At 71.2% G+C, this 18,682-nt stretch carries 18 protein-coding genes; 9 read left to right on the top strand and 9 right to left on the bottom strand.

The window, feature by feature from the left end; translation table 11 throughout:
* The first annotated feature begins 198 nt into the window (after positions 1-198).
* Positions 199-495 (top strand): winged helix-turn-helix transcriptional regulator, encoded by a 297-nt coding sequence (locus tag AB852_RS14480; RefSeq protein ID WP_079184615.1) that lies wholly within the window; start codon positions 199-201, stop codon positions 493-495.
* On the opposite strand, the gene AB852_RS14475 is transcribed toward AB852_RS14480, so the two are convergent.
* Together AB852_RS14475 and AB852_RS14470 are read right to left on the bottom strand one after the other, a co-directional pair.
* The gene (locus AB852_RS14475; RefSeq protein ID WP_073788088.1) at positions 474-707 is read right to left on the bottom strand and encodes a hypothetical protein; all 234 of its coding nucleotides are present in this window, start codon (positions 705-707) and stop codon (positions 474-476) included. The two genes, AB852_RS14480 and AB852_RS14475, sit on opposite strands and share 22 nt — an antisense overlap.
* An 81-nt stretch (positions 708-788) precedes the next feature.
* On the bottom strand, positions 789-1,454 hold the full coding sequence (locus tag AB852_RS14470) for a helix-turn-helix domain-containing protein (RefSeq protein WP_073789112.1): 666 nt from the start codon (positions 1,452-1,454) through the stop codon (positions 789-791).
* Between the two features lie 67 nt (positions 1,455-1,521).
* Here AB852_RS14470 and AB852_RS14465 point away from each other — a divergent pair, with 67 nt between their 5' ends.
* Positions 1,522-2,370, top strand: coding sequence for an oxidoreductase (locus AB852_RS14465; RefSeq protein ID WP_073788073.1), 849 nt, complete (start codon positions 1,522-1,524; stop codon positions 2,368-2,370).
* A 786-nt stretch (positions 2,371-3,156) separates the two neighbouring features.
* A complete protein-coding gene (locus AB852_RS14460) occupies positions 3,157-4,311 on the top strand; it encodes an oxygenase MpaB family protein (protein ID WP_245876774.1) in 1,155 nt (384 codons plus the stop codon).
* A gap of 117 nt (positions 4,312-4,428) precedes the next feature.
* Here AB852_RS14460 and AB852_RS39200 read toward each other — a convergent pair whose 3' ends face one another.
* The 3 genes from AB852_RS39200 to AB852_RS14445 all read right to left on the bottom strand — a co-directional run bounded on the left by AB852_RS39200 (position 4,429) and on the right by AB852_RS14445 (position 7,873).
* On the bottom strand, positions 4,429-4,659 hold the full coding sequence (locus AB852_RS39200) for a hypothetical protein (RefSeq protein WP_178391013.1): 231 nt from the start codon (positions 4,657-4,659) through the stop codon (positions 4,429-4,431).
* Positions 4,660-4,963: 304 nt separating this feature from the next.
* On the bottom strand, positions 4,964-6,184 hold the full coding sequence (locus AB852_RS14450; protein WP_073788069.1) for a serine hydrolase domain-containing protein: 1,221 nt from the start codon (positions 6,182-6,184) through the stop codon (positions 4,964-4,966).
* 633 nt (positions 6,185-6,817) lie between these two features.
* Complete coding sequence (locus AB852_RS14445; protein WP_073788067.1) at positions 6,818-7,873, bottom strand: protein kinase family protein; 1,056 nt, start codon at positions 7,871-7,873, stop codon at positions 6,818-6,820.
* A 1,257-nt stretch (positions 7,874-9,130) separates the two neighbouring features.
* On the opposite strand from AB852_RS14445, the gene AB852_RS14435 reads away from it, so the two are divergent.
* Positions 9,131-9,745: a YdeI/OmpD-associated family protein gene (locus AB852_RS14435; protein WP_073788065.1), complete on the top strand. Its 615-nt coding sequence runs from the start codon at positions 9,131-9,133 to the stop codon at positions 9,743-9,745.
* On the opposite strand, the gene AB852_RS40215 is transcribed toward AB852_RS14435, so the two are convergent.
* Entirely contained in the window at positions 9,633-10,190 is a 558-nt protein-coding gene (locus tag AB852_RS40215) for a sigma factor (RefSeq protein ID WP_073788063.1), read from the bottom strand. The two genes, AB852_RS14435 and AB852_RS40215, sit on opposite strands and share 113 nt — an antisense overlap.
* A 323-nt stretch (positions 10,191-10,513) precedes the next feature.
* Between AB852_RS40215 and AB852_RS40750 the strand changes: the two genes are divergently transcribed.
* The 3 genes from AB852_RS40750 to AB852_RS41340 all read left to right on the top strand — a co-directional run bounded on the left by AB852_RS40750 (position 10,514) and on the right by AB852_RS41340 (position 11,227).
* On the top strand, positions 10,514-10,666 hold the full coding sequence (locus AB852_RS40750; protein WP_245876773.1) for a hypothetical protein: 153 nt from the start codon (positions 10,514-10,516) through the stop codon (positions 10,664-10,666).
* A 240-nt stretch (positions 10,667-10,906) separates the two neighbouring features.
* Positions 10,907-11,092 (top strand): hypothetical protein, encoded by a 186-nt coding sequence (locus tag AB852_RS40745; RefSeq protein ID WP_245876772.1) that lies wholly within the window; start codon positions 10,907-10,909, stop codon positions 11,090-11,092.
* 9 nt (positions 11,093-11,101) lie between these two features.
* Positions 11,102-11,227 carry a hypothetical protein gene (locus AB852_RS41340; RefSeq protein ID WP_281257791.1) on the top strand — a complete coding sequence of 42 codons (126 nt, stop codon included), beginning with the start codon at positions 11,102-11,104 and terminating at the stop codon, positions 11,225-11,227.
* Between the two features lie 126 nt (positions 11,228-11,353).
* On the opposite strand, the gene AB852_RS14420 is transcribed toward AB852_RS41340, so the two are convergent.
* Positions 11,354-11,809 carry a hypothetical protein gene (locus AB852_RS14420; RefSeq protein WP_073788060.1) on the bottom strand — a complete coding sequence of 152 codons (456 nt, stop codon included), beginning with the start codon at positions 11,807-11,809 and terminating at the stop codon, positions 11,354-11,356.
* Between the two features lie 492 nt (positions 11,810-12,301).
* On the bottom strand, positions 12,302-15,691 hold the full coding sequence (locus AB852_RS14415; RefSeq protein ID WP_073788045.1) for an AfsR/SARP family transcriptional regulator: 3,390 nt from the start codon (positions 15,689-15,691) through the stop codon (positions 12,302-12,304).
* Positions 15,692-15,766: 75 nt separating this feature from the next.
* Between AB852_RS14415 and AB852_RS14410 the strand changes: the two genes are divergently transcribed.
* Complete coding sequence (locus tag AB852_RS14410) at positions 15,767-16,684, top strand: NAD(P)-dependent oxidoreductase (RefSeq protein ID WP_073788042.1); 918 nt, start codon at positions 15,767-15,769, stop codon at positions 16,682-16,684.
* Between the two features lie 228 nt (positions 16,685-16,912).
* Here AB852_RS14410 and AB852_RS14405 read toward each other — a convergent pair whose 3' ends face one another.
* Entirely contained in the window at positions 16,913-17,242 is a 330-nt protein-coding gene (locus AB852_RS14405) for a hypothetical protein (RefSeq protein WP_073788040.1), read from the bottom strand.
* 182 nt (positions 17,243-17,424) lie between these two features.
* Here AB852_RS14405 and AB852_RS14400 point away from each other — a divergent pair, with 182 nt between their 5' ends.
* Positions 17,425-18,453, top strand: a complete 1,029-nt coding sequence (locus tag AB852_RS14400; RefSeq protein WP_073788038.1) for a S66 family peptidase — start codon at positions 17,425-17,427, stop codon at positions 18,451-18,453.
* The last annotated feature ends 229 nt before the right edge of the window (positions 18,454-18,682 follow it).

Raw genomic sequence — 18,682 nt, 5'->3', positions numbered from 1 at the left:
CGAGCAGCGCGCCTGCCTGGTCGGTGAACCGCGGTTCCGGCAGGGCTGTCCGCGATGTCGGCTCTCCCGTCGAGCTTGTTTCGAAATCAGAAACGCCTAGGTGGATGCTAGTGTTTCGAATAACGAAACGCAAGGAGGGTCATGCCGACACCGCGCCCAGGAACACCGGTTCGTGGATCGACTACCGGCCGTCCCCTCATGGCCGCGATGGACCTGTTCGGCCGTCGGTGGGCGCTGCGTATTCTCTGGGAACTGCGTGCGGGTCCGCTCGGCGCCCGCGCACTGCTGGCACGGTGCGAAGGGCTGTCATCCAGCGTCCTCTACCAGCGACTCCGCGAACTCGTGTCGAGCGGGATCGTCGCGCCCTCGGCCGATGGCTACGAGCTCACTCGGCTGGGGACAGCGCTCCGTGATGCCCTTGGTCCGCTCGACGAATGGGCGAACGCCTGGGCGCAGGAGCAAGAACACCACGATCAGGAGCCCACGGAGACGTGAAGGTCACGCCCGACCAGGTGGAGCGGTGATGTGAGTCTCCGGTCCTCGTCGGCGCCGAGCCAGGTCCGGCCCGCCGCGTCAAGGAACCCCGGCCAGACGGCTACCGCGAAGGCGTACTTCCTGCGCGTGCCCGCGCTCGCGTTGCGCATCCGCGCCGAGGCGAAGAACCCGTCGACCTCCGGCAGCGACCACCCGTCGGCCCGCAACAGCACCAGCTGCTCCGGCTGCGTGCCGTGCGCGTGCGCCGACTGCTCAGGCGGGCAGACCGCCCAAGGGTCGCGATCACCATGGTTCTAGCGGGGTAGCCCCAGCTCGCCTGCACGCAGCCCGGCCTGGAAGCGGGAGTCGGCCTCAAGTTCGCCCATCAGCTCGGCCACACGCCGCCGGTAGGTGCGCAGGGAGACGCCGAGCCGTTTGGCTGCCGATTCGTCGGTGAGGCCCGAAGCGAGGGCTTTGAGGATCATGCGGCCGTCGGCATCGAGGTGCGGGACGTCGCTGCGCAGATAGCTTTCGAGATCGACGGCGGCGTCCCAGATCGCCCGGAACAGCGAGTGAACACCGTCGACCAGGATCTGTGACGTCGTCACGGTGTACTCGCGGCCGGTGGGGGTCTCCCGGCCGGCAAGGATCATCACCCGCCGGTCGATGAGGATGGTCTCGTGCGGCAGCGGCGAACGGCTGATCCGAACGAGAGCGCCTCTACTCCGCACCAGCCGCAGATGCGCGCGGGCCTCCTCGTCGGCGAGCGCCACCGGGCTGAGCAGCTTCCGAGGGGTGAAGCCGACGGGATCCGCCGCGCGCATCCGAGTCCGGACCGCGGCCCTGGCCCCCAGCCGCGACCAGGTCTGGAGATCCCGGGCGGCGCACAGGAACTCGGTCCGCGCGGACTCGAAGAGATGACCTGCGCGCGCGATCAACTCCGCGTCTCCTCGCACTGCGAACACCTCTTCGTTCCGCATCCCGCCAGTCTGGCAGCAAGCTGCCACGAGCTCGCCGGGAGTCGCGCCGGCGGACACCATCAGCGTCATGACGATCAAGACCTTCTCCCTTGGCGGAGAGCTGACGATCAACCGGCTCGGCTTCGGCGCGATGCGCCTGGCGATGGGCACCTTCGCCGGTCCGGCGCGAGATCCCGAGAAGGGCATCGCGGTGCTCCGCCGGGCGGTGGAGCTGGGCGTGAACCACATCGACACGGCCGGTTTCTACGGCAGGGACGCGGTGTGGGCCAACGAGCTGATCCGTACGGCATTGCCCCCCTACCGTGATGATCTGGTGATCGCGACGAAGGTGGGGCCGTTGCCCGGGCCGAACGGTGTGCCGAGCGGGCAGGCGACGGCTGACCAGCTGCGTGGCCTGGTCGAGGCGGATCTGCGCTGTCTGGGCATCAACCGGCTCGACCTGGTCTATCTGCGGGTCGGCGGGACGACCGGGCCGGGTGGCGAGTCGATCGCCGAACGGTTCGCGGTCCTGGCCGAGCTCCGCGCGGAGGGGCTGATCCGACACCTGGGCGTCAGCAACGTCGACGACGCCCAGCTCGCCGAGGCCCGGGCGATCGCGCCCGTCGCGGCGGTGCAGAACAGGCACACCGGTGATATGGGGCTGCTGGCGGAAAGCGAGGAGGCGGGCATCGCGTACGTGCCGTACTTCCCGCTCGGCGGCGGAGTCGGCAGCGGCCTACTTGACGCCGAACGGCTCGGCAAGGTCGCGGCACGTCTGGGCGCGACCACAGCGCAGGTCGCGATCGCGTCGCTGCTGGCAACCTCGCCGACGGTGCTGGCGATTCCGGGTACGGGCTCTCTCGAACACCTGGAGGAGAACCTCGCGGCGAACGATCTCAGTCTCAGTGACGAGGACCTGTCCGACCTGCGAGGCTGACTGGTCGGCTCCGGAAGTCAGCTTGCCTGTCATGCCCGTTGCCGCCGCCCGCCTGATATCCCTGACTGCCACCGAGCGGCACTGGCTGAAGAAGGCAGCGTGCGGCCACAACACCGAGTACCGGCTTCGAGTGCGCGCGCAGATCGTGCTGCACACAGCCTGCGGGCTTCGCAGGCTGCCGGGTGCCGGGTGCCGGGTGCCGAGGACCGTGGTGGGCTCGCAGCACAGCCAGCTGCGGTCGGTGCAGCCGAGCGGGCGGCCGTGGAGCGCAGGCCGCAGCGTGACCGGCGCCGGGGTGGATCAGGGCGACGGCGATCGTCCCGGTGTCGTGGTCGTCGCCGGGGCGCGGGTGTGCGCGTTCCATGAACGGGCCGACGCACACGGTGGCGTCGAGGGCGTGGGTGGGTGCCCAGGGCCGCAGGTCGCGTACGGCGGTGAGCATCGCACGGAACTTGTCGGCGGCGGCCTGGTCCACGGCGGTGAGGGCGCCGGGAGCAGAGCAGCGGCGGGTGGCGCATGCCCTGATTCACGCGGGGGCGTACGCCCCCTTACTCCTCCTGGGTGACCCTCTCGGGACGCCGATTGCGGCAAGATCGAAATCAGTGATCTTGCCGCACAAGCTTCCTCCGTTCATGCCGTCGGGTTGCGCGAGGGCCCAGCCCTCGGGAGCGGGCACTCAGGGTCCTCTCGCGTGGTGCGGAGGGCGTCCCCTGTGCCGGGAGCGCGTCAATGCGCAGGTCACACCTACCGCATGGTCAATTACGTGAACGCATGAGGAGTATTGATATGGCGTTGACATCGGCAACGGTCGCGACCGAGTTGGAGGCCGCGAGCAAGGTCGGGGATCCCCCCGCCGACGCGCTTGTTTCCGATCTGCTCAAGAACGGCGAGGTCGACGGGGTCAACGCCCTGTTCCGGACGATCGGAACGCTCAAGCCCGACACGGATCTGTCACGGCTTCCCGACCGGCTGGCGCAGTTCCTGCGGGAGGCCGCCGCCCCGCCGCCGGACTGGAGCGAGGCAGACGTCAAGGCCGCCGAAGGCTTCTTCGGACACCACCACGGCACCGCCTCGATGCTCCAGGGCACCGTCGGACTCATCGGCACCTACCTCTCACCCACCGGAGCGTTCACCCTGCGCTCCACCGGCCGCCTGGGAGGAGTCGAGGGACCAGGACGACGGTTGTCGCAGTCCTCCCGGCTGTTCCTCGACATGGGCGACAAGAACGCCATGCGCGACGGGACCCTGGCCGCCGCCGTGACGAAGGTGCGCCTCGTGCACGCCTCGGTCAGGCAGCTGCACAAGCAGAGCGGCCAGTGGGACTACGACAAGTGGGGCGAGCCGGTCTCCCAGAAATACACCACCGGCGCCGCCTGCATCTTCAGCACCCAGATCCTGCAAGGCATGAGGAACCTCGGCATCGATGTCTCCGCCGACGACGCCCGCGGCTTCATGTGCGCCTGGCACTACGTCAACCACTACCTCGGCACGCCGGAGAAATGGCAGCTGCCCAAGGACGCCGACGAGACCGAGCGGCTGTGGAACCAGGAACGGGACAAGGAATGGCAGAAGACCGACGACGGTGTCTTCATGACCGCCCAGGCAATCAAGTTCTACCGCGACCTTCTGAAGCCCGGGGCCAGTGACGCGTACATCGCGCTGACCCGCGTAGCGCTCACCGACAAGTACGCGGACATGGCCGGCGTGCCCAAGAGCCCCCTCGATCTCGTGGGCAAGCCGCTCGCCGCCGGCCACGGCCTCGTCAGCGGAACGGCCGGCGGCCTCTTCGGCGGAGCTACCCAGCGGACCGTCGGCGTCAACCCCTACAAAGACCTCCTGGGCGTCGCCTCGAAGGCGTTCAACGACATCGAAAGGTACGCACTCACCCACGACCAGGACGACCAGCCCCAGATGCACCAGGAACTCGACGACAACCGCTGACCCCCAAGGTCCCGCCGTCCTGACTGAACCGCCAAGCGCACGGGAGCACCGCGCGCTTGGCGGCTGCGGCCTCTCGCACAGGCCAAGGACGGAGGCAACCGGCCCCTCAGCCCCGATTCAGTTCAAAAGGCTGAACTTGACGGAGAAGCCGTCGCTGATCACCTCGCGCAGCGCGTCCAGACAGCACCTGCGAGGCGGGCCAGGTCCCCGCATGCGTCGACTTCCCGGCCCCGCCATGGCTTTGAGGACCACCGAGCTGCGCTCGGGTATCTCCGGGTGGAACGTCGGGTCCCTGAGCCGCGGCAGGATTCTTATCCGGCGGACGACCTCAAGTGCGGTGCCGCGCACGTCGACTGGGTATCCACCGGCCCGGAGGGCATCCGGACCGAGGCCGACACGCTTGTCCACGCGGTGCGCACCCCGGTCGGACGAGCCCTTGGTGCGGGTCTTCCACGAGCTGTACGCCACCCGCGACGCGTTCCAGGTACACGAGGAGCAGGCCCACTCCCAGCGCTTTCTCGCGGCCCGGCATGCACAGTTCCGGTGTCGGCAGCGGGATTCGCCGCGCCCTTCGTTCGTGTGTGCGCTCCCTGGCGCTCCGGGGCGGTCGACGTCGGGGCGCATACCGTGCTGACTGACGGGGGAGCCGGTTTCAAGGGCGAGGGTATGGCGGGATGTCCGAGATCACCGAACCGACGTGGCGGGCCCACGTCGGCGCGGGGGATGCCGGACCGTTGTGGTCATCCTGACGGTTCCGGTGGTCAGTTCGGCAGAGGGCGTGCTGGATCGCCGTGTCGGTGGCCTTCTCCACCGGCTCCCAGACCGTAACCCGGGAGGACAAGGAGAGCACGACGGCCCGGCGGCCGTCGCCGGTGACACCGGCGCGGGTGGCGTAGCCGGGGACGCTGCCTGGGTGGGTCCAGTACCAGCCGCCACAGGGCAGGGGGATCCGGGCGATGCCCAGGCCGTACCGTCCGCCGAGGCGCGTGTCCACGGTGGTCCTCATCTGCGCCAGTTGCGCGGGCCTCAGCAGTCGGCCACTCATGAGCCCCTGCCAGAAGCGGGTCAGATCGTCGGTGGTGGTGATCAGTTCACCGGCTGGACCGGCCCAGCTGTAGCTGAGCCTGGTGGTGTCGATCAGCGGCCCGCCCTCGGTGAACTGCTCGTAGCCTCTGGCGTGCGGATGCGGCAGGTACGCCCACTGCTGGGGCGCGAAGGTGTGGGTCAGGTGCAGCGGCCGCAGGATGCGGTCGGTCACCTCCGTGGACCAGTCACGACCGGTCACCTTCTTGATGATCATGCCGAGCAGGACGTAGTTGGTGTTGGAGTACGACCAGCTCCGATCACCGGGCTTGTGCCGCATCGCCATCGCCACCAGCCGCTCCGGTGGTATGTCGTCGTTCCAGTGGCGGCGGTACCCCTCGGCGGAGTTGAGGACCGGCAGGTCGATGGTGTAGTCGTACAGGCCGCTGGTCTGCTGGAGCAGCTGCCGCAGAGTGATCCGGTCGCCGTCGTTGCCGTTGCCCCACACCACGCCGGGCAGCCATCTGGCGACCGTGTCGTCCAGGGACAGCCGCCGCTGTCCCGCCAGTTGCAGCACCACCGTTGCCACGAACGTCTTGGTGTTGCTGCCCATCCGGAAGTACCCGCACCTGGGCACCGGCCGGCCGGTGCCCAGGTCGGCCACTCCGCTGCGAGCGGACCACCGGCCGCGCGGGGTGCGTACCTCTGCCTGGACCCCGGTGACACCGGCGGAGCGGATCGCGTCCACGTCGTGCCGCAACACCCGCCCGCTCTGATCGTCCACGGCCGCGGTCGACGCGGCCGGGAGCGTCCCCGCGCCGAGAAGGGCGAGAACGGCCCCCAGCGCCACGCGCCTTCCCCGACGGCGCGTCGCGCGGGTGCCGCGCCTGCTCCACCTCACGGCATTCACGTCTACCGCACCCCTCCTCGTCGCCTCGTGGCCACCACTGGACCCGAGACCACGCATGGGCTGTGCGGTGCACGGGGAGCCGGGGGACCATCCACCGCTCATGTAACACCCGCCCTGGCGGAACCGGCCTCCTTCCCCGGCCCGGTCCTGCCGGGGCTCGCGTGCGACGAACGATGTACTGCCGTGTCGTACTCCACGACGACGTCGTGCCACACGGTCGCGGCCGGTGCCGACGGATTCCCTCCCCAGGCACCTGGCCGGGCCTACAGCCTGTGGCGCTCGACAGAGGAGCCGGTCGGCCCAGGCGAAGACCGGATCGTACGGTCCGCCGACGGAGGCAGGAGGGGAGCCCGGTGCAAGTATCCCGGTGCGTGAGCGGACGATGGATCAGCCCCCAGGCTGTGAGCGCTGGTGGCAGCCCGCCCGGTTCAGTACGGAGCGTGAAGCAGCTGAGAACTCTTGGGCATCGCACCTCGGTGCCTGTAGGGCCTGAGTGCCGGGGCGGACCTGCCCGGTGTCACGGTCGCCGGCCTGACGGCCGGTTCGCCACCTGCCTATGACCGGCTGCTGCTGTCACGTACTGCGCTTCATCCGAGAGATCGCCACCAGCGGATGGCGAGTTTCCCGGCTCTCCTGCTGGAACTCGCGGTAGAAGTCGCCCATCGCCGCGGCGACCGGTGCGTCACGGACGAGAAGCGCGGCGACCGACGCGGGAACCCCTTCCGGAGGCACCCCTTCGGCGCACGCGTTCACAAACACCTTGCGTTCCTCCGGGGTGCAACCGTGGAGAGCGACGGCAAGCCAGTTCACCAGGTGGGTGGCGGCGTAGCACCGGTCGTAGGTGCGGTGCTCGTCGAAGAAGTCGGCCTCGTCCCGTGCAAGGTCGAAGCGTGAGGAGATCGCGAGGCCGTAGTCCGTGAAGAAGAGCCGTCGGCCATCGGTGAGGATGTTCTCGAAGTGGGCGTCGAAGTGCAGAAACCCGCGGGCGTTCATGAACGAGAGGCCGGCTTCCAGCTCGTCGTCGACCATGGCGCAGGCCCGCTCGGCCGCCTCGTCGCCGGCCCCTATCTGGACGCCCAGCCAGTCGTGCAGGTTCTGCGGGATGTACTCCAGGAACAGCACAAGGCTTGCCGTGGACTGCCGGAGAGCTTCGATCCGGCGGCGTACCGCTGGTCCGCCTCCCCAGTAGGCGACAGCCCGCTCCACGTCGGCCAGTTCCTCGGGCAGCGGCCGGCCGGAGTCTGGGATCACCCGCCAGTGGTACATCAGAGGGAAGCCGTCATGGTCTCCCGCGATCACCCAGTTCGTCGTCATGGTGTGCGCGGCCAGCTCCCGCCAGGCCCCGAACCCCGGGCCGCCGATCGTACCGATGCCGTAGTGGCAGAAGGCCGGCAGCCCGAACAGATTCGCGGTGGAGTGAACAAGCCCCGGCCGCCGCTCCAGATCGGTCAGCCGTACCTGCTTGACGAAGACCCGGGATCCCTCGACCTCCAGCAGGACCGTCTCCCCGCCGATGCCCGACCCCAGCGGCGCGCCTGCGTCCACGAACTCGCGCAGACCGCTGTCACTGCGCGCCGCCAGCGAGGTGGAAACCGCGCTGTGGGCGGCCAGACGAGCACCGCGCGACATATCAGGGCCCTTCACTCGCGTCTCCCCTCGTGCCCCGCCCCTTCTTCACGGCTTCAGCAGACACCGGGACGCGGCCAAACGCCACCCTCACCACCCTCACCATCCTCGTCACCCGGGACACGACCCACGATGGCACCTTCGTCCTGGACCTCTGCTGCCCAGAGCCGAACTCCCCCGGCCATCGTTGTTCTCACACCCTGTGAAGCCCGACGCGTACCTGTCCCTCGCCAACCTGCCCAGAACGAACCTACGTGGCGCGAACCTACGTGGCGCGGGGTCTGCATGGCACCTCTGGTTTGACGAGAGCAGGTTGCTTCGGCCTGTGTTGACGGTAGGACGCAACTACTGGGGCGGGTTTCGTAGCTTCGTCGCAGCTGGCACGCACCGGCAGGACTGTGCCGGGCTGCCCGGCCGGAGGCCATCCACGTCCGGGCAGTTGGTGGTGGACGACCTCGGCCCGGGTACCGCGGCAGGTCAGGCTCTGCACGAGTGCGTCGGCGACGACGACCGCGCGAACGCCGACCGTCCTCGCCGCCGGCCAGCACCCTCAACCGCAGGTTGCGCGCGGCATCGGCGTCCAGCAGTGCCCGGGCCTGGTCACTGGCGCGCCCCAGGACCGTGAAGGCCCGAGGAGAAGCGAGGACGTGCTGCACGGGGGCCACGTCCGTGCCGTCACGGCCTCGCGGCCCGGCTCGTCGGCGCGGTCGTCGAGGACGGTGCCGCGACCACGATCGCCAGCGGGAGACGGACTTGGCAGGGCCTCGGCCGGGGTACTGCCGCAGGTGAGGGTTGGCCCTCTACGGCCGCGACCGTTTCCCCGTCGTCAGCTGCCGGTTGGAGGCGCCCGCGTGCCCGTTCCCGACCCCGCGTCCGCCAGTTCGGCGATGATCTCGGCATGGCACGTCTCCGGTAGGCGCCAGCAGCCGAGCAGCCGAGCAGCCGCCCGCGTAGCCCGGGGAGAAGGGCGAGCAACTCCGGGTGGGACAGCCGATGGGTGCGGTACTCGTCCGTGATCTGCTCGCGGGTGCCGGCGGGACTTGGGCGGTAGGGGCCGGTCGGCGGGGAGCCGTCGAGGTGCCGACCGCCCCGATGCATGGGACGGCCCACGTGAACCACCTCTGCGTAGTACTACGACGGGACCCACCAGACGATCGCCGGACCGGTCTCCGACCACGCAGCCCTTCGGTGATCGCCCACCAGCCGACCTCCCAGGTCACCAGCGCCCGACCTCGATCGCGCACTACGCCGTAACCTGCGGTGGTGACCGGAACCGAGCTGGATGAGTTGATCGTTGCTGACGGCGCGGCGCTGCGCGCGTGGCTGCTGGACAATCACACCGTCTCTCCTGGCGTGTGGCTCGCCCTGACCAGGAAAGGCGGTTCCGTCACCACGCTGACCTGGCAGCAGGCGGTCGACGAGGCACTGTGCTTCGGCTGGATCGACGGTCAGGCCCGCAAGCGCGACGAGGGGAGTTCCTGGAGGCGGTTCACCCCGCGTCGGCCCCGCAGTGTCTGGTCCCGGCGCAACGTCGCCAACGTGGCCCGCCTGGAGGCTGCCGGCCTGATGCTGCCCGCCGGCCGCGCCGCGGTGGACGCCGCGAAGGCCGACGGGCGGTGGGCGGCCGCCTACGCGCCGTCATCGGAGGCGGAGGTGCCGGCCGACCTGCGAGCCGCGATCGCCGCCGACCCGCAAGCGCAGGCGATGTTCGAGGTACTCACCAAAGCCAACCTCTTCGCCCTCATCAGCCGGGTCAATGCCGTCAAACGGGCCGAGACGCGCACCCGGAAGATCGCCGAGTGCGTGGCGATGCTGGCCCGGCACGAGACGTTCCACCCGCAGCGAGCCGAGCCGACGGACCCACCGCCGTCGTGACCGGGGGTCTGGGGGGCCGCCAATCTGCTGAAGAGACAGGTGTACGGCCGAGCCGACTTCGACCTGCTCCGACGCCGCATCCTTCTGTTGCCATGATCAAACAGCTGCTACTCCCGAGATGGAGACAGCGCCCAGAACTTGAGCCAGTACCCGAGTCTTGGCAGCCCTGGGGTACTTGCCAGGGCCCGGCCAGGAAGTCCGGACGGGCTCGGGTGACGATCCGGTACAGCCAGGGACGCAGCCGCTCCGGGTCGTCCGGGGACTCCCGTTCACGCCAGGCCCGGATCATCGTCTCCTGGACGAGGTCCTCGGCGTCCGCGTAGGAGCGGACCGTCCGGTAGCAGTGGACGCGCAGTTCACCGCAGTGCCGCTCCGCGCGGGAGGACAGGTCCCGCGCCGTCGCAGTCTCGTGTGCCGCCCTGGCCGTCGTCGTCCCGTGCGTCATCGGCCGAGGCTACCTGTCCGGAAAGTGATGGCCTGGCAGTGGCGGGAAGACGCCGTCATATGGGGGCCGATCCGGGCGTCCGGGTGGCCGAAAACGTACGTCCTGTGTCCGGAGCGGGGGTCGGGGGAGGGTCCCGGAGGGCCAGGGGAGGGTCCCGGGGGCCGGGCGGAGGTGGTGCGCGCCCGGCGGGCCGTCCGACTATCGCGACGATCGCACCGGGCCCGGACCCTGAGCCTGTGACCTGGGCGTGTGGACGCGGCCGGGGTTCGGAAGAGGGGCGCGGGGGCGCGGCGCGCGAGCGAAGGGGGGCGGAGGCGCAATTGGTGCTCGGGAGCATCGTGATCGGACTGGTGACCAGTCTCCTCGGGGGCGCCCTCGTCCGGGCGTGGGCACGCGCCAAGCGGGCCCGTGCCGTGAACCGGCGGGGCGCGTTCTTCGGGGTCCGGCCGGGCAGGGAGTGCCTGGGCGAGCTATGAAGGACCCGGCGCCTCCGCCTACCGGGATGTCCGCGCGGTTATGGAACTCGCGCTGCTCACCGGTGAGCTGGGCTGCCGGGTCGAGAGGGAACCGGGCGGGTTCCGGGGCGGCGACGGCGACCGCACCGAGTTCTGCGGGGCGCCTCGCCTCCGGCCTCCGACCTCCGCACCCGTGGCCATCTGGCCGCCCATCTGCCCGGGACGGCCTTCCACCCCTACGATCCGGAGCAGCCGGAATCGGTGGCCGTCACGATCGGCGGGACGACGTACCCGTTCTGCAAGGGGGACGTCGAGTACGCCCTGGTCGACAGGTTCACCCCGGAGGAGTCCGGCGCGCTCATGTTCGTGGTGGCTGGGCGGTCCTCCCTGACCAACCTGGCGGCGACGCGCTTCCTGCGCCGCGAGTACGGCCGGATGGCGCGGTAGCCGGCATCGGTGGAACGGTTCTGCCTGCTGGTCCGGGTCTCCGGGATCGCGGCCTACGCCCACCACCGCGCGGAACTCGCGCGGGATGTCACCGCCGACGTGTTCGGGACGGACGGCGACCGGCGCGGGCGGTGAGCACGAAGGCGGGGCCTCCGGTCCCGCCCGGGGCGAACCAGCCCCGGGCGGCCGACCGTGAGGCCCCGTCCGTCGTCCGTCTCCGCCCGGAACTCGCCGGCCCGGAGACGGAACCGTTCTACCGCCTTACGCGATGCCGTTACAGAACGCGGTGCTCCCGCCGGGCGTTCCGACGGAGACGTAGACCTTACGGCCCTCGGGGATCTCGAAGTCGACCACCTTGGAGTTCCCGGAGCCCATGTCCAACTCCCAGGTCCGCTCGATGGCGGTGCCGCTCGCGTTCGCCCACTGCAACTTGTAGCCCATCATGGCGCCCGACCAGTTGTTGATCGACAGCTTCTCGGTGGCCGCCTTGAAGGTCGCCTTCGCGGCCTTGCCCGGGTCGTTGGTCCGGTAGATGAGGGCGGTCAGGTCGTGGGCGCCCGGGTCGCCGTCCGCCGGGAACTTGTCACAGTCGACGGTCCAGTAGGCGGGTACCGGGGCCGCCTGCGCGTTCCCCGGCACCGCCAGGGCGACGGCGGCGAGGGTCGCGGCAGCCAGTCCGGCGGCGCGGGCGAAGTTCTTCGTCCTGGAGATCTGCATGGTGTTCCAGCCTCTCTCATGTGTGAATCGTTGGGAGTCGTCGCAGATCGCTGCAACGACCACACACAATTCCCCAGTGATGAACACGGATCAATGAGCCCTGTGTGACTGGCTGGAATGGATGGGCGGGTACGGAGCAGTGGGGCTGCGGAGAACGGAGATCTCTGGTAAGGGGCCTGTGGTGCGGGTTTTCCGGTGCGAGGTTCTCCGGTGTGGGGCGCGGGGCGGTCAGCCTGTTCCCGTCCCGGCTCCGGCCCCGGTGATGGCCACTGTCACCGTCCATGTGCCCGCCGTCGGGGGTCGGCGGGTGGGCAGCCGACGTTCGGCGTACGCGACAGCGGCGGGCGGGAACGGGTCCGCGAGAAGGAGCCGGGACACGGCCGAACACGTCACCGGACCCGGCAGGAGGCATGGGTCCGATCGTCGACCCCGGGGTGTGCAGAGGCGGGCCTTGAGCAGCGACGACGTCGCTGTCCGGGAGCCGGACGCCGGTCAGCCGACTCCGCACGGTTCATCGCGGCAGTCCGGTCCAGTCGTCCGCGTCGCCGCGGTCTCCGTGCCGAGCGACCGCCCCCGCGCCAGCTGCGCGGTGTACCCGCGGCTCCCGAGCGCAGCCCGTACGGTGGTGGCGATCCGCTCGACGTCGCCGCGCTCCCCCGGCGGCAGCGGCGCCCCCACCGACTCCCGTGCGGCCTCGGCCGCGCCCAGCAGCCGGGCGGCCTCGTCGTACCGTCCGGTCAACGCGCGCGCGCCCGCTGCCCCCTCCAGCGCGAGCGCCACCGCGCGGATGTCACCGGTGCCGCGCGCCGCTGCCAGGCCCTCCTCGTGCAGCGCGGTCGCGGCGGCGGCGTCGCCGCGCAGCTCGGCGACGAAGCCCAGTTCGGCGAGGATCAGCGCGATGCCCGGGGCGCCCTCCCACTGGCGGCACCAGGCCAGCCAGGTGCGCAGATGCGCCTCGGCCACCGCCAGTCTGCCCTGCCGTCGGGCGACCAGGGCGAGGCCGACCTCGGCGACCTCCCGGGCCCGCTGGTCGGCGTGGTGGACGGCCAGCCTGCGGGCGCGCTCGTGGTACTCCTCGGCCGCGGCGAGGTCGCCGCGCAGCAGCGCCGTGCGGCCGGTGCGGGAGAGCAGCGCGGTGGTCTCCGAGTTCAGGCCCAGCTCCTCGGCGAGGCGCAGGCCGTCCCGGTCCAGGCCTTCGGCCGCCGCGTAGTCCCCGGCGATCTCGACCAGTCCGCGCCGCACGCGCATCGCGCGGAGCATCCCCCAGCCGTCGCCGACCTGTTCGAACAGGGCCAGACTCCGTCCGCTGTCCCGCAGCGCGGTGTCGGTGCCGGACGCGTGCAGCTGCGACGCCCGTACGCTCAGCGCGGCAGCCGTGCCCCATGGGTCGCCAAGGGCGGTGAACCCGGCGTAGGCGCGGTCGATCAGGTCCCGGCTGACGGCCGGATCGCCGAAGCCGGTGTGCGCGAAGCCGAGGAACCACTGGGCCATGGCACGCGCGGCCGGGTCTTCGACGGCTGCCGGGAAGTCCGGGATCCGCTCCAGCGGGGTGCGGTCGGCACCGTCCAGGATGAGCAGCGCGATGCCCGCGCGCCAGGCACGGGCCCGCGCGCGCAGGTCCCGGACGGGCGCCGTCTCCGGGAGCGGGTTCAGTTTCGGGGACGGGATCGGTCCCGGGTGCGGAATCGGCTCCGGGACGGGGCCGGGCGTGTGCAGGGTCAGCGCCAGGTCCAGAGCGGCGCGCGCCTCACCGAGCCGGCCGCGCAGGTACCAGTACCAGGACAGCGCGTTCACCAGCCGCAGCGCGAGTTCCGCCGCGTCTTCGCCGGTGCCGCGCGCCAGACCGTCCAGGGCCGTCCGCAGGTTGGCGGTCTCGGCGTCCAGACGGCGCAGCCAGTCGCGTTGCGCGTGGCCGCGCAGTCGGGGCTCCGCCCGCTCGGCCCACTCGACGTAGTAGCGGTGGTGCCGCGCCCGTACCCGTTCGGTCCCGCCCGGCTCCGCGTCCTCGCACTCCGCCAGCCGTTCGCGTGCGTAGGCGTGTACGGACTCCAGCAGCCGGTACCGTGCCGGAGGCCCGGCCACCGCCACGACCAGCGAGCGGTCCACCAGCTGCCCCAGCAGTCCGAGGACCTCCGACCGCCGCACCCCGTCTCCCGCGCACACCGCCTCGGCCGCCTCCAGCGTGCAGCCGTCCGCGTACACGGACAGCCTGCGCAGCACGGTCCGTTCGGCCCCGGTCAGCAGTTCCCAGCTCCAGTCGATCACTCCGCGCAGCGTCTGCTGCCGCGCCGGGGCGGCGCGCCGTCCACCGGCCAGCACCGCGAAGCGGTCGTCCAGCCGCTCGGCCAGTTCGGCCGCGCCGAACATCCGCATCCGTGTGGCCGCCAGCTCCAGCGCGAGCGGCAGCCCGTCCAGCCGGCGGCAGACGGCGGCCACCGCGGCGGCGTTGTCCTCGCCGACGGTGAACCCGGGCACCGCGGCGGCGGCCCTTTCGGCGAACAGCCGTACGGCACCCGACTCCCGCAGCGCACCGTGCGACGCGCCCGGTGGCGGGGTCTCCAACGGCGGCACCGGGAACACCAGTTCGCCGGGAACCTCCAGCGGGGCGCGACTGGTGGCCAGCACACGCAGTCCGGGCGCCGTCCGCAGCAGTGCCCCGGTCAGCTCGGCGACCGGGCCGATCACATGCTCGCAGTTGTCCAGGACCAGCAGCATCCGGCGGGTGCGCAGCGCGTCGGCCAGCTGCTCGGCCGTGGTGGTGCGGCCCTCGTCCCGCAGGCCGAGAACGGTCGCCAGCGTCCTCGCGATCCGGGGCACGTCCGCCGTCCGCTCCAGAGCGGCGAGTTCGGCCAGCCGCACGCCGTCCTCGTACAGGCCGTGCGGATCGTACGGTTCGGCCGACTCGGCGGCGGCGGCCAGCGCGAGCCGGGTCTTGCCGACACCGCCCGGGCCGGTGAGGGTGACCAGCCTGCCCCGCCCGAGCCGCTCCCGTACCCCGGCGAGGGCGGCTTCGCGGCCGATCAGGCCGGAGAGCGGGGCGGGCAGGTTCGTGGGCGGGGCGGGCAGATTCGTGGCCGGGGGCGGCGCGGCGACGGGCGGGCGGGCGGCGTACGGGGCGGGGCCTGGGGTGAGAGCGGGCTCCTGGCGGAGCATCGCCTCGTGCAGTGCGGCCAGTTCCGGTCCCGGATCGACGCCCAGCTCATCGGCCAGCAACCGGCTCAGCTCCTGGTAGGAGGCCAACGCCTCGCCCTGCCGCCCGGCCCCGTACAGCGCCCGCAGGTGCGCCGCCCGCAGCCGTTCGCGCAGCGGGTGCGCGGTGACCGGCGCGCTCAGCTCACCCGCCAGCGCGATGTGTTCGCCCAGCGTGAGCCGCGCCTCCGCCCGGTCCTCCAGGGCGGTCAGCCGCTCCTCCTCCAGCCGGGCGGACTCCGGCCGGACGAACGCCTCGTCGGCGAAGTCGGCGTACGCCGGGCCGCGCCACAGGGCCAGCGCGTCGGCCAGCAACGCGGCGCGCTCGGCCGGGGCGGCGGTCGTACGGGCCCGTGCGGTCAGCGTCCGGAACCGCTCGGCGTCCACGCTCGCGTAACCGTCGCCGGTCCGCAGCAGGTATCCGGCGGGGCTCCATTCCACCAGCCCCCGCGCACCCGGTTCGGCCCGCTCCAGCGCCGCCCGCAGCCGCGACACCTTGGCCCGCAGCGCCGCTGCCGGGTGGACGGGCTGCCGCGTACCCCAGAGGCCCTCGATCAGACGGTCGGCCGTCACCGGACGCCCGGCATGCACGAGCAGCGCGGCGAGCACGGCGCGGACCTTGGTCTCGCGGACCGCGGCCGGCTTCCCGTCCGCCGCCCGGACCGCCAGCGGGCCCAGCACCCCGAATCGCATGCGCCTACGATATGCGCCGGCCGACCGGCACCGGAGCGGCACCCGAGCGGCACACCCGCAAGCCACAGTCGTCCCATGACCACGAACGACAACACCAACCCCGGCCCCGTTCAGACCCGCACTCCCGTGGCGGTACTCGGCCTCGGCCTGATGGGCCGGGCCCTGGCCGCCGCCCTGCTCGGCGCCGGCCACCCCACCACCGTCTGGAACCGCTCACCAGGGAAGGCGGATGCCCTGGCTGCCCAGGGCGCCGTACGCGCGCGGACCGCCGCCGACGCCGTCCGGTCCGCCCCAGTGGTGATCGTCTGCGTGTCGACGTACGACGTGGCCCACCAGGTGCTCGACCCGCTGGCCGCCGACGTGGACGGCCGCACCCTGCTCAACCTCACCAGCGGCACCCCCGAGGAGGCCCGCCGGGCCGCGTCCTGGGCCGCAGCGCACGGCGCCGACTACCTCGACGGGGCGATCATGGGCGTGCCGCAGATGATCGGCCTGCCCGGGACCCTGCTCCTGCACGGGGGCCCGCGAAAGACGTTCGATGCCCAGGAACCCCTGCTCCGCGTCCTCGGCGGCGCCAACACCTACCTCGGGGACGACCCGGGACTGCCGTTGCTCTACGACATGGCGCTGCTCACGCTGCTGTACGCGACCGGGCAGGGGCTCACCCACGCACAGGCCATGGTCGGCACGGCGGGCGTCTCCGCGACCGAGTTCCAGCCGCACGCGGCCAGCGTGTTCCACACGGTGCTCGCCGGGCTCTTCGACGCCGAGAGCGCCCGCGTCGTCGACGAGGCGGACTACGCCACCGAGGTCTCCAACATCTCCACCAACCAGCTGGCCGTCGGCCACATCATCCGCACCAGCCGCGAACTCGGCCTCCCCACCGACTGGCTCGCGCCCGTCCAAGCAGGGCTCGACCGGGCGGTCCGGGAGGGACACGCGGCCGACAACCCGGCCCGCCTGATCGAGTACGTCCGCCCGGACTCCCCATAGTTCACAGCCGTTGTGGGGGTCCTTCTCTGTAGCGTCCCACGGGTCCTGTCTACGGCCTGCGAGGCGGCGCGCACCCCACCGGAGCTGTCCGAGCCCACCTGTTGGCACCGTGATCCCGGTGCCGGTGCCGGTGCCGGTGCCGGTGCCGGTGCCGGTGCCGGTGCCGGCCTGCGGGCCGGATGCCGCAGGCCCTTCACGGTCACGGGTGCTGCCCGAGGGGCGGGCGGCTCAGCGGCCGGACGGTTCGGGGGAGCGCAGGCGCCGCCGTTCGGGGTCATCCGTGCCGATCGCGTACCAGGGTTCGCCTTGCTGGAGGCGGGGCAGGGTGTTGACCCAGACCGCGATGGTGATGCCGCGGACGTCGGCGGCTGTCGAGGAGGTGCCGTGCGGTCCGAACCCGGCCCGGACGGCCCTCGCCCCGGTCACGGCCCTCGGACGCCGGGGCAGCTCGTTGCCGTCGGCCAGGGCCTTCCGACCGGCCACTGTCAGGTGCCGGACCGGGTGTCGGCCGTCCTTGGCGTTCGTCTCCGCCAGCCCTCGCTGCGCCGGTTCCGTCATCGCCCGCCGCACGTACGACCGGCCGTCCGACCGCCCGCGGTGACCACCCGGGCCATCTGCCTGGTGAAGGGGTGTCGCAGGGTGTGGAGGCCGGTTCCGAACAATGACCGGTTAGATCTGCCCTTCGGGGCATGCCGAAAGTCGGTATCGCGCCGCTGTGGTGTCGTGTCAGACTCCCGCGCATGTCAGTTCGATACCCGCGCCCCCTGCGTCCTGGTGACCGCATCGGCATCACTTCTCCTTCGAGCGGGGTCCCGAAAGAGCTGCACAGTCGCCTTGACGTGGCGATTCACGATGTAGAGGCCCGGGGATACGAGGTAGTTGTCGGCCGCTGTATGGACGGTGCCGGCCATGTCAGTGCCCCTGCGGCCGATCGCGCGGGAGAGCTGATGTCGATGCTGACGGATCCCGGCATCAGAGCCGTGGTGCCGCCGTGGGGTGGGGAGACGGCGATCGACCTGCTGCCGCTGCTGGACTGGGACCGGCTGCGTGATGCCGAGCCGACCTGGCTTGTCGGGTTCTCCGACATGTCGACCATCATCACGCCGCTGACCCTCCTCACCGGGATGGCGACCGTGCACGGCAACAACCTCATGGACACGCCTTACCGCGTACCGGAAGGACTGTTGTCATGGCTCGATATCGCCGCTGCCCCGCGGGGGCATCGGTACGCGCAGACCCCGCCGAACCGCTACCGAGCCACGGGCTGGGACGACTACCGGGCCCACCCGGAGGTGCGCGAGTACACGCTCGACACGCCCGGCAGGTGGACCCGGCTGGACGGCGAGGGAGATCTGGAGGTCGAGGGGCGTCTGATCGGGGGCTGTATCGAGATGCTGTGCAACCTCACGGGAACGCCCTACCTCGATGTCTCGGCCTTCGCACAGGCGGAGTCTCCGGAAGGTCTCCTCGTGTATGTCGAAGCAGGAGGCGACGACGCCTTCGCCATCTGCAGGAACTTGCATGGGATGCGGCTGGCCGGCTTCTTCGACAAGGCGAACGCGATCCTTGTGGCACGGACGTCGGCACCCGGCGCCGACTCGCTCACCCAGCACCAAGCCGTGCTCGACGCGCTCGGCCCCTTGAACGTTCCGATCATCGCTGATGTCGAGTGCGGCCACGTCCCGCCGTACCTACCCATCGTCAACGGAGCACGCGGCCGGGTGGTACACACCTCAACTCGCAGCGAATTGATCCAGATACTGGACTGATGCCTCATGTCAGAGGCCGTATATGACTTCGGTGTCTACCGCACGGGTTGCCTCGGTGCCTCTGGCTGTTCATTTCCATGCCGGGGAGCCGGGGTGGTCGCGGGTGGCCGGTTGAGCCCCGTTCTTGCTCTCCTGCTCGCCAAGGCGCTCCGTGGTACTGGGGCCTGGGGGGCGGGGCGGGGCGTGCGTCATTCGTCCGGCTGATCCTTCGCGGCGAAGCGTATGGCGC

The organism is Streptomyces uncialis, assembly GCF_001905345.1.
In the GTDB taxonomy this organism is placed as follows: Bacteria; Actinomycetota; Actinomycetes; order Streptomycetales; family Streptomycetaceae; genus Streptomyces; species Streptomyces uncialis.
This window is presented reverse-complemented; position numbering and strand designations above follow the sequence as displayed.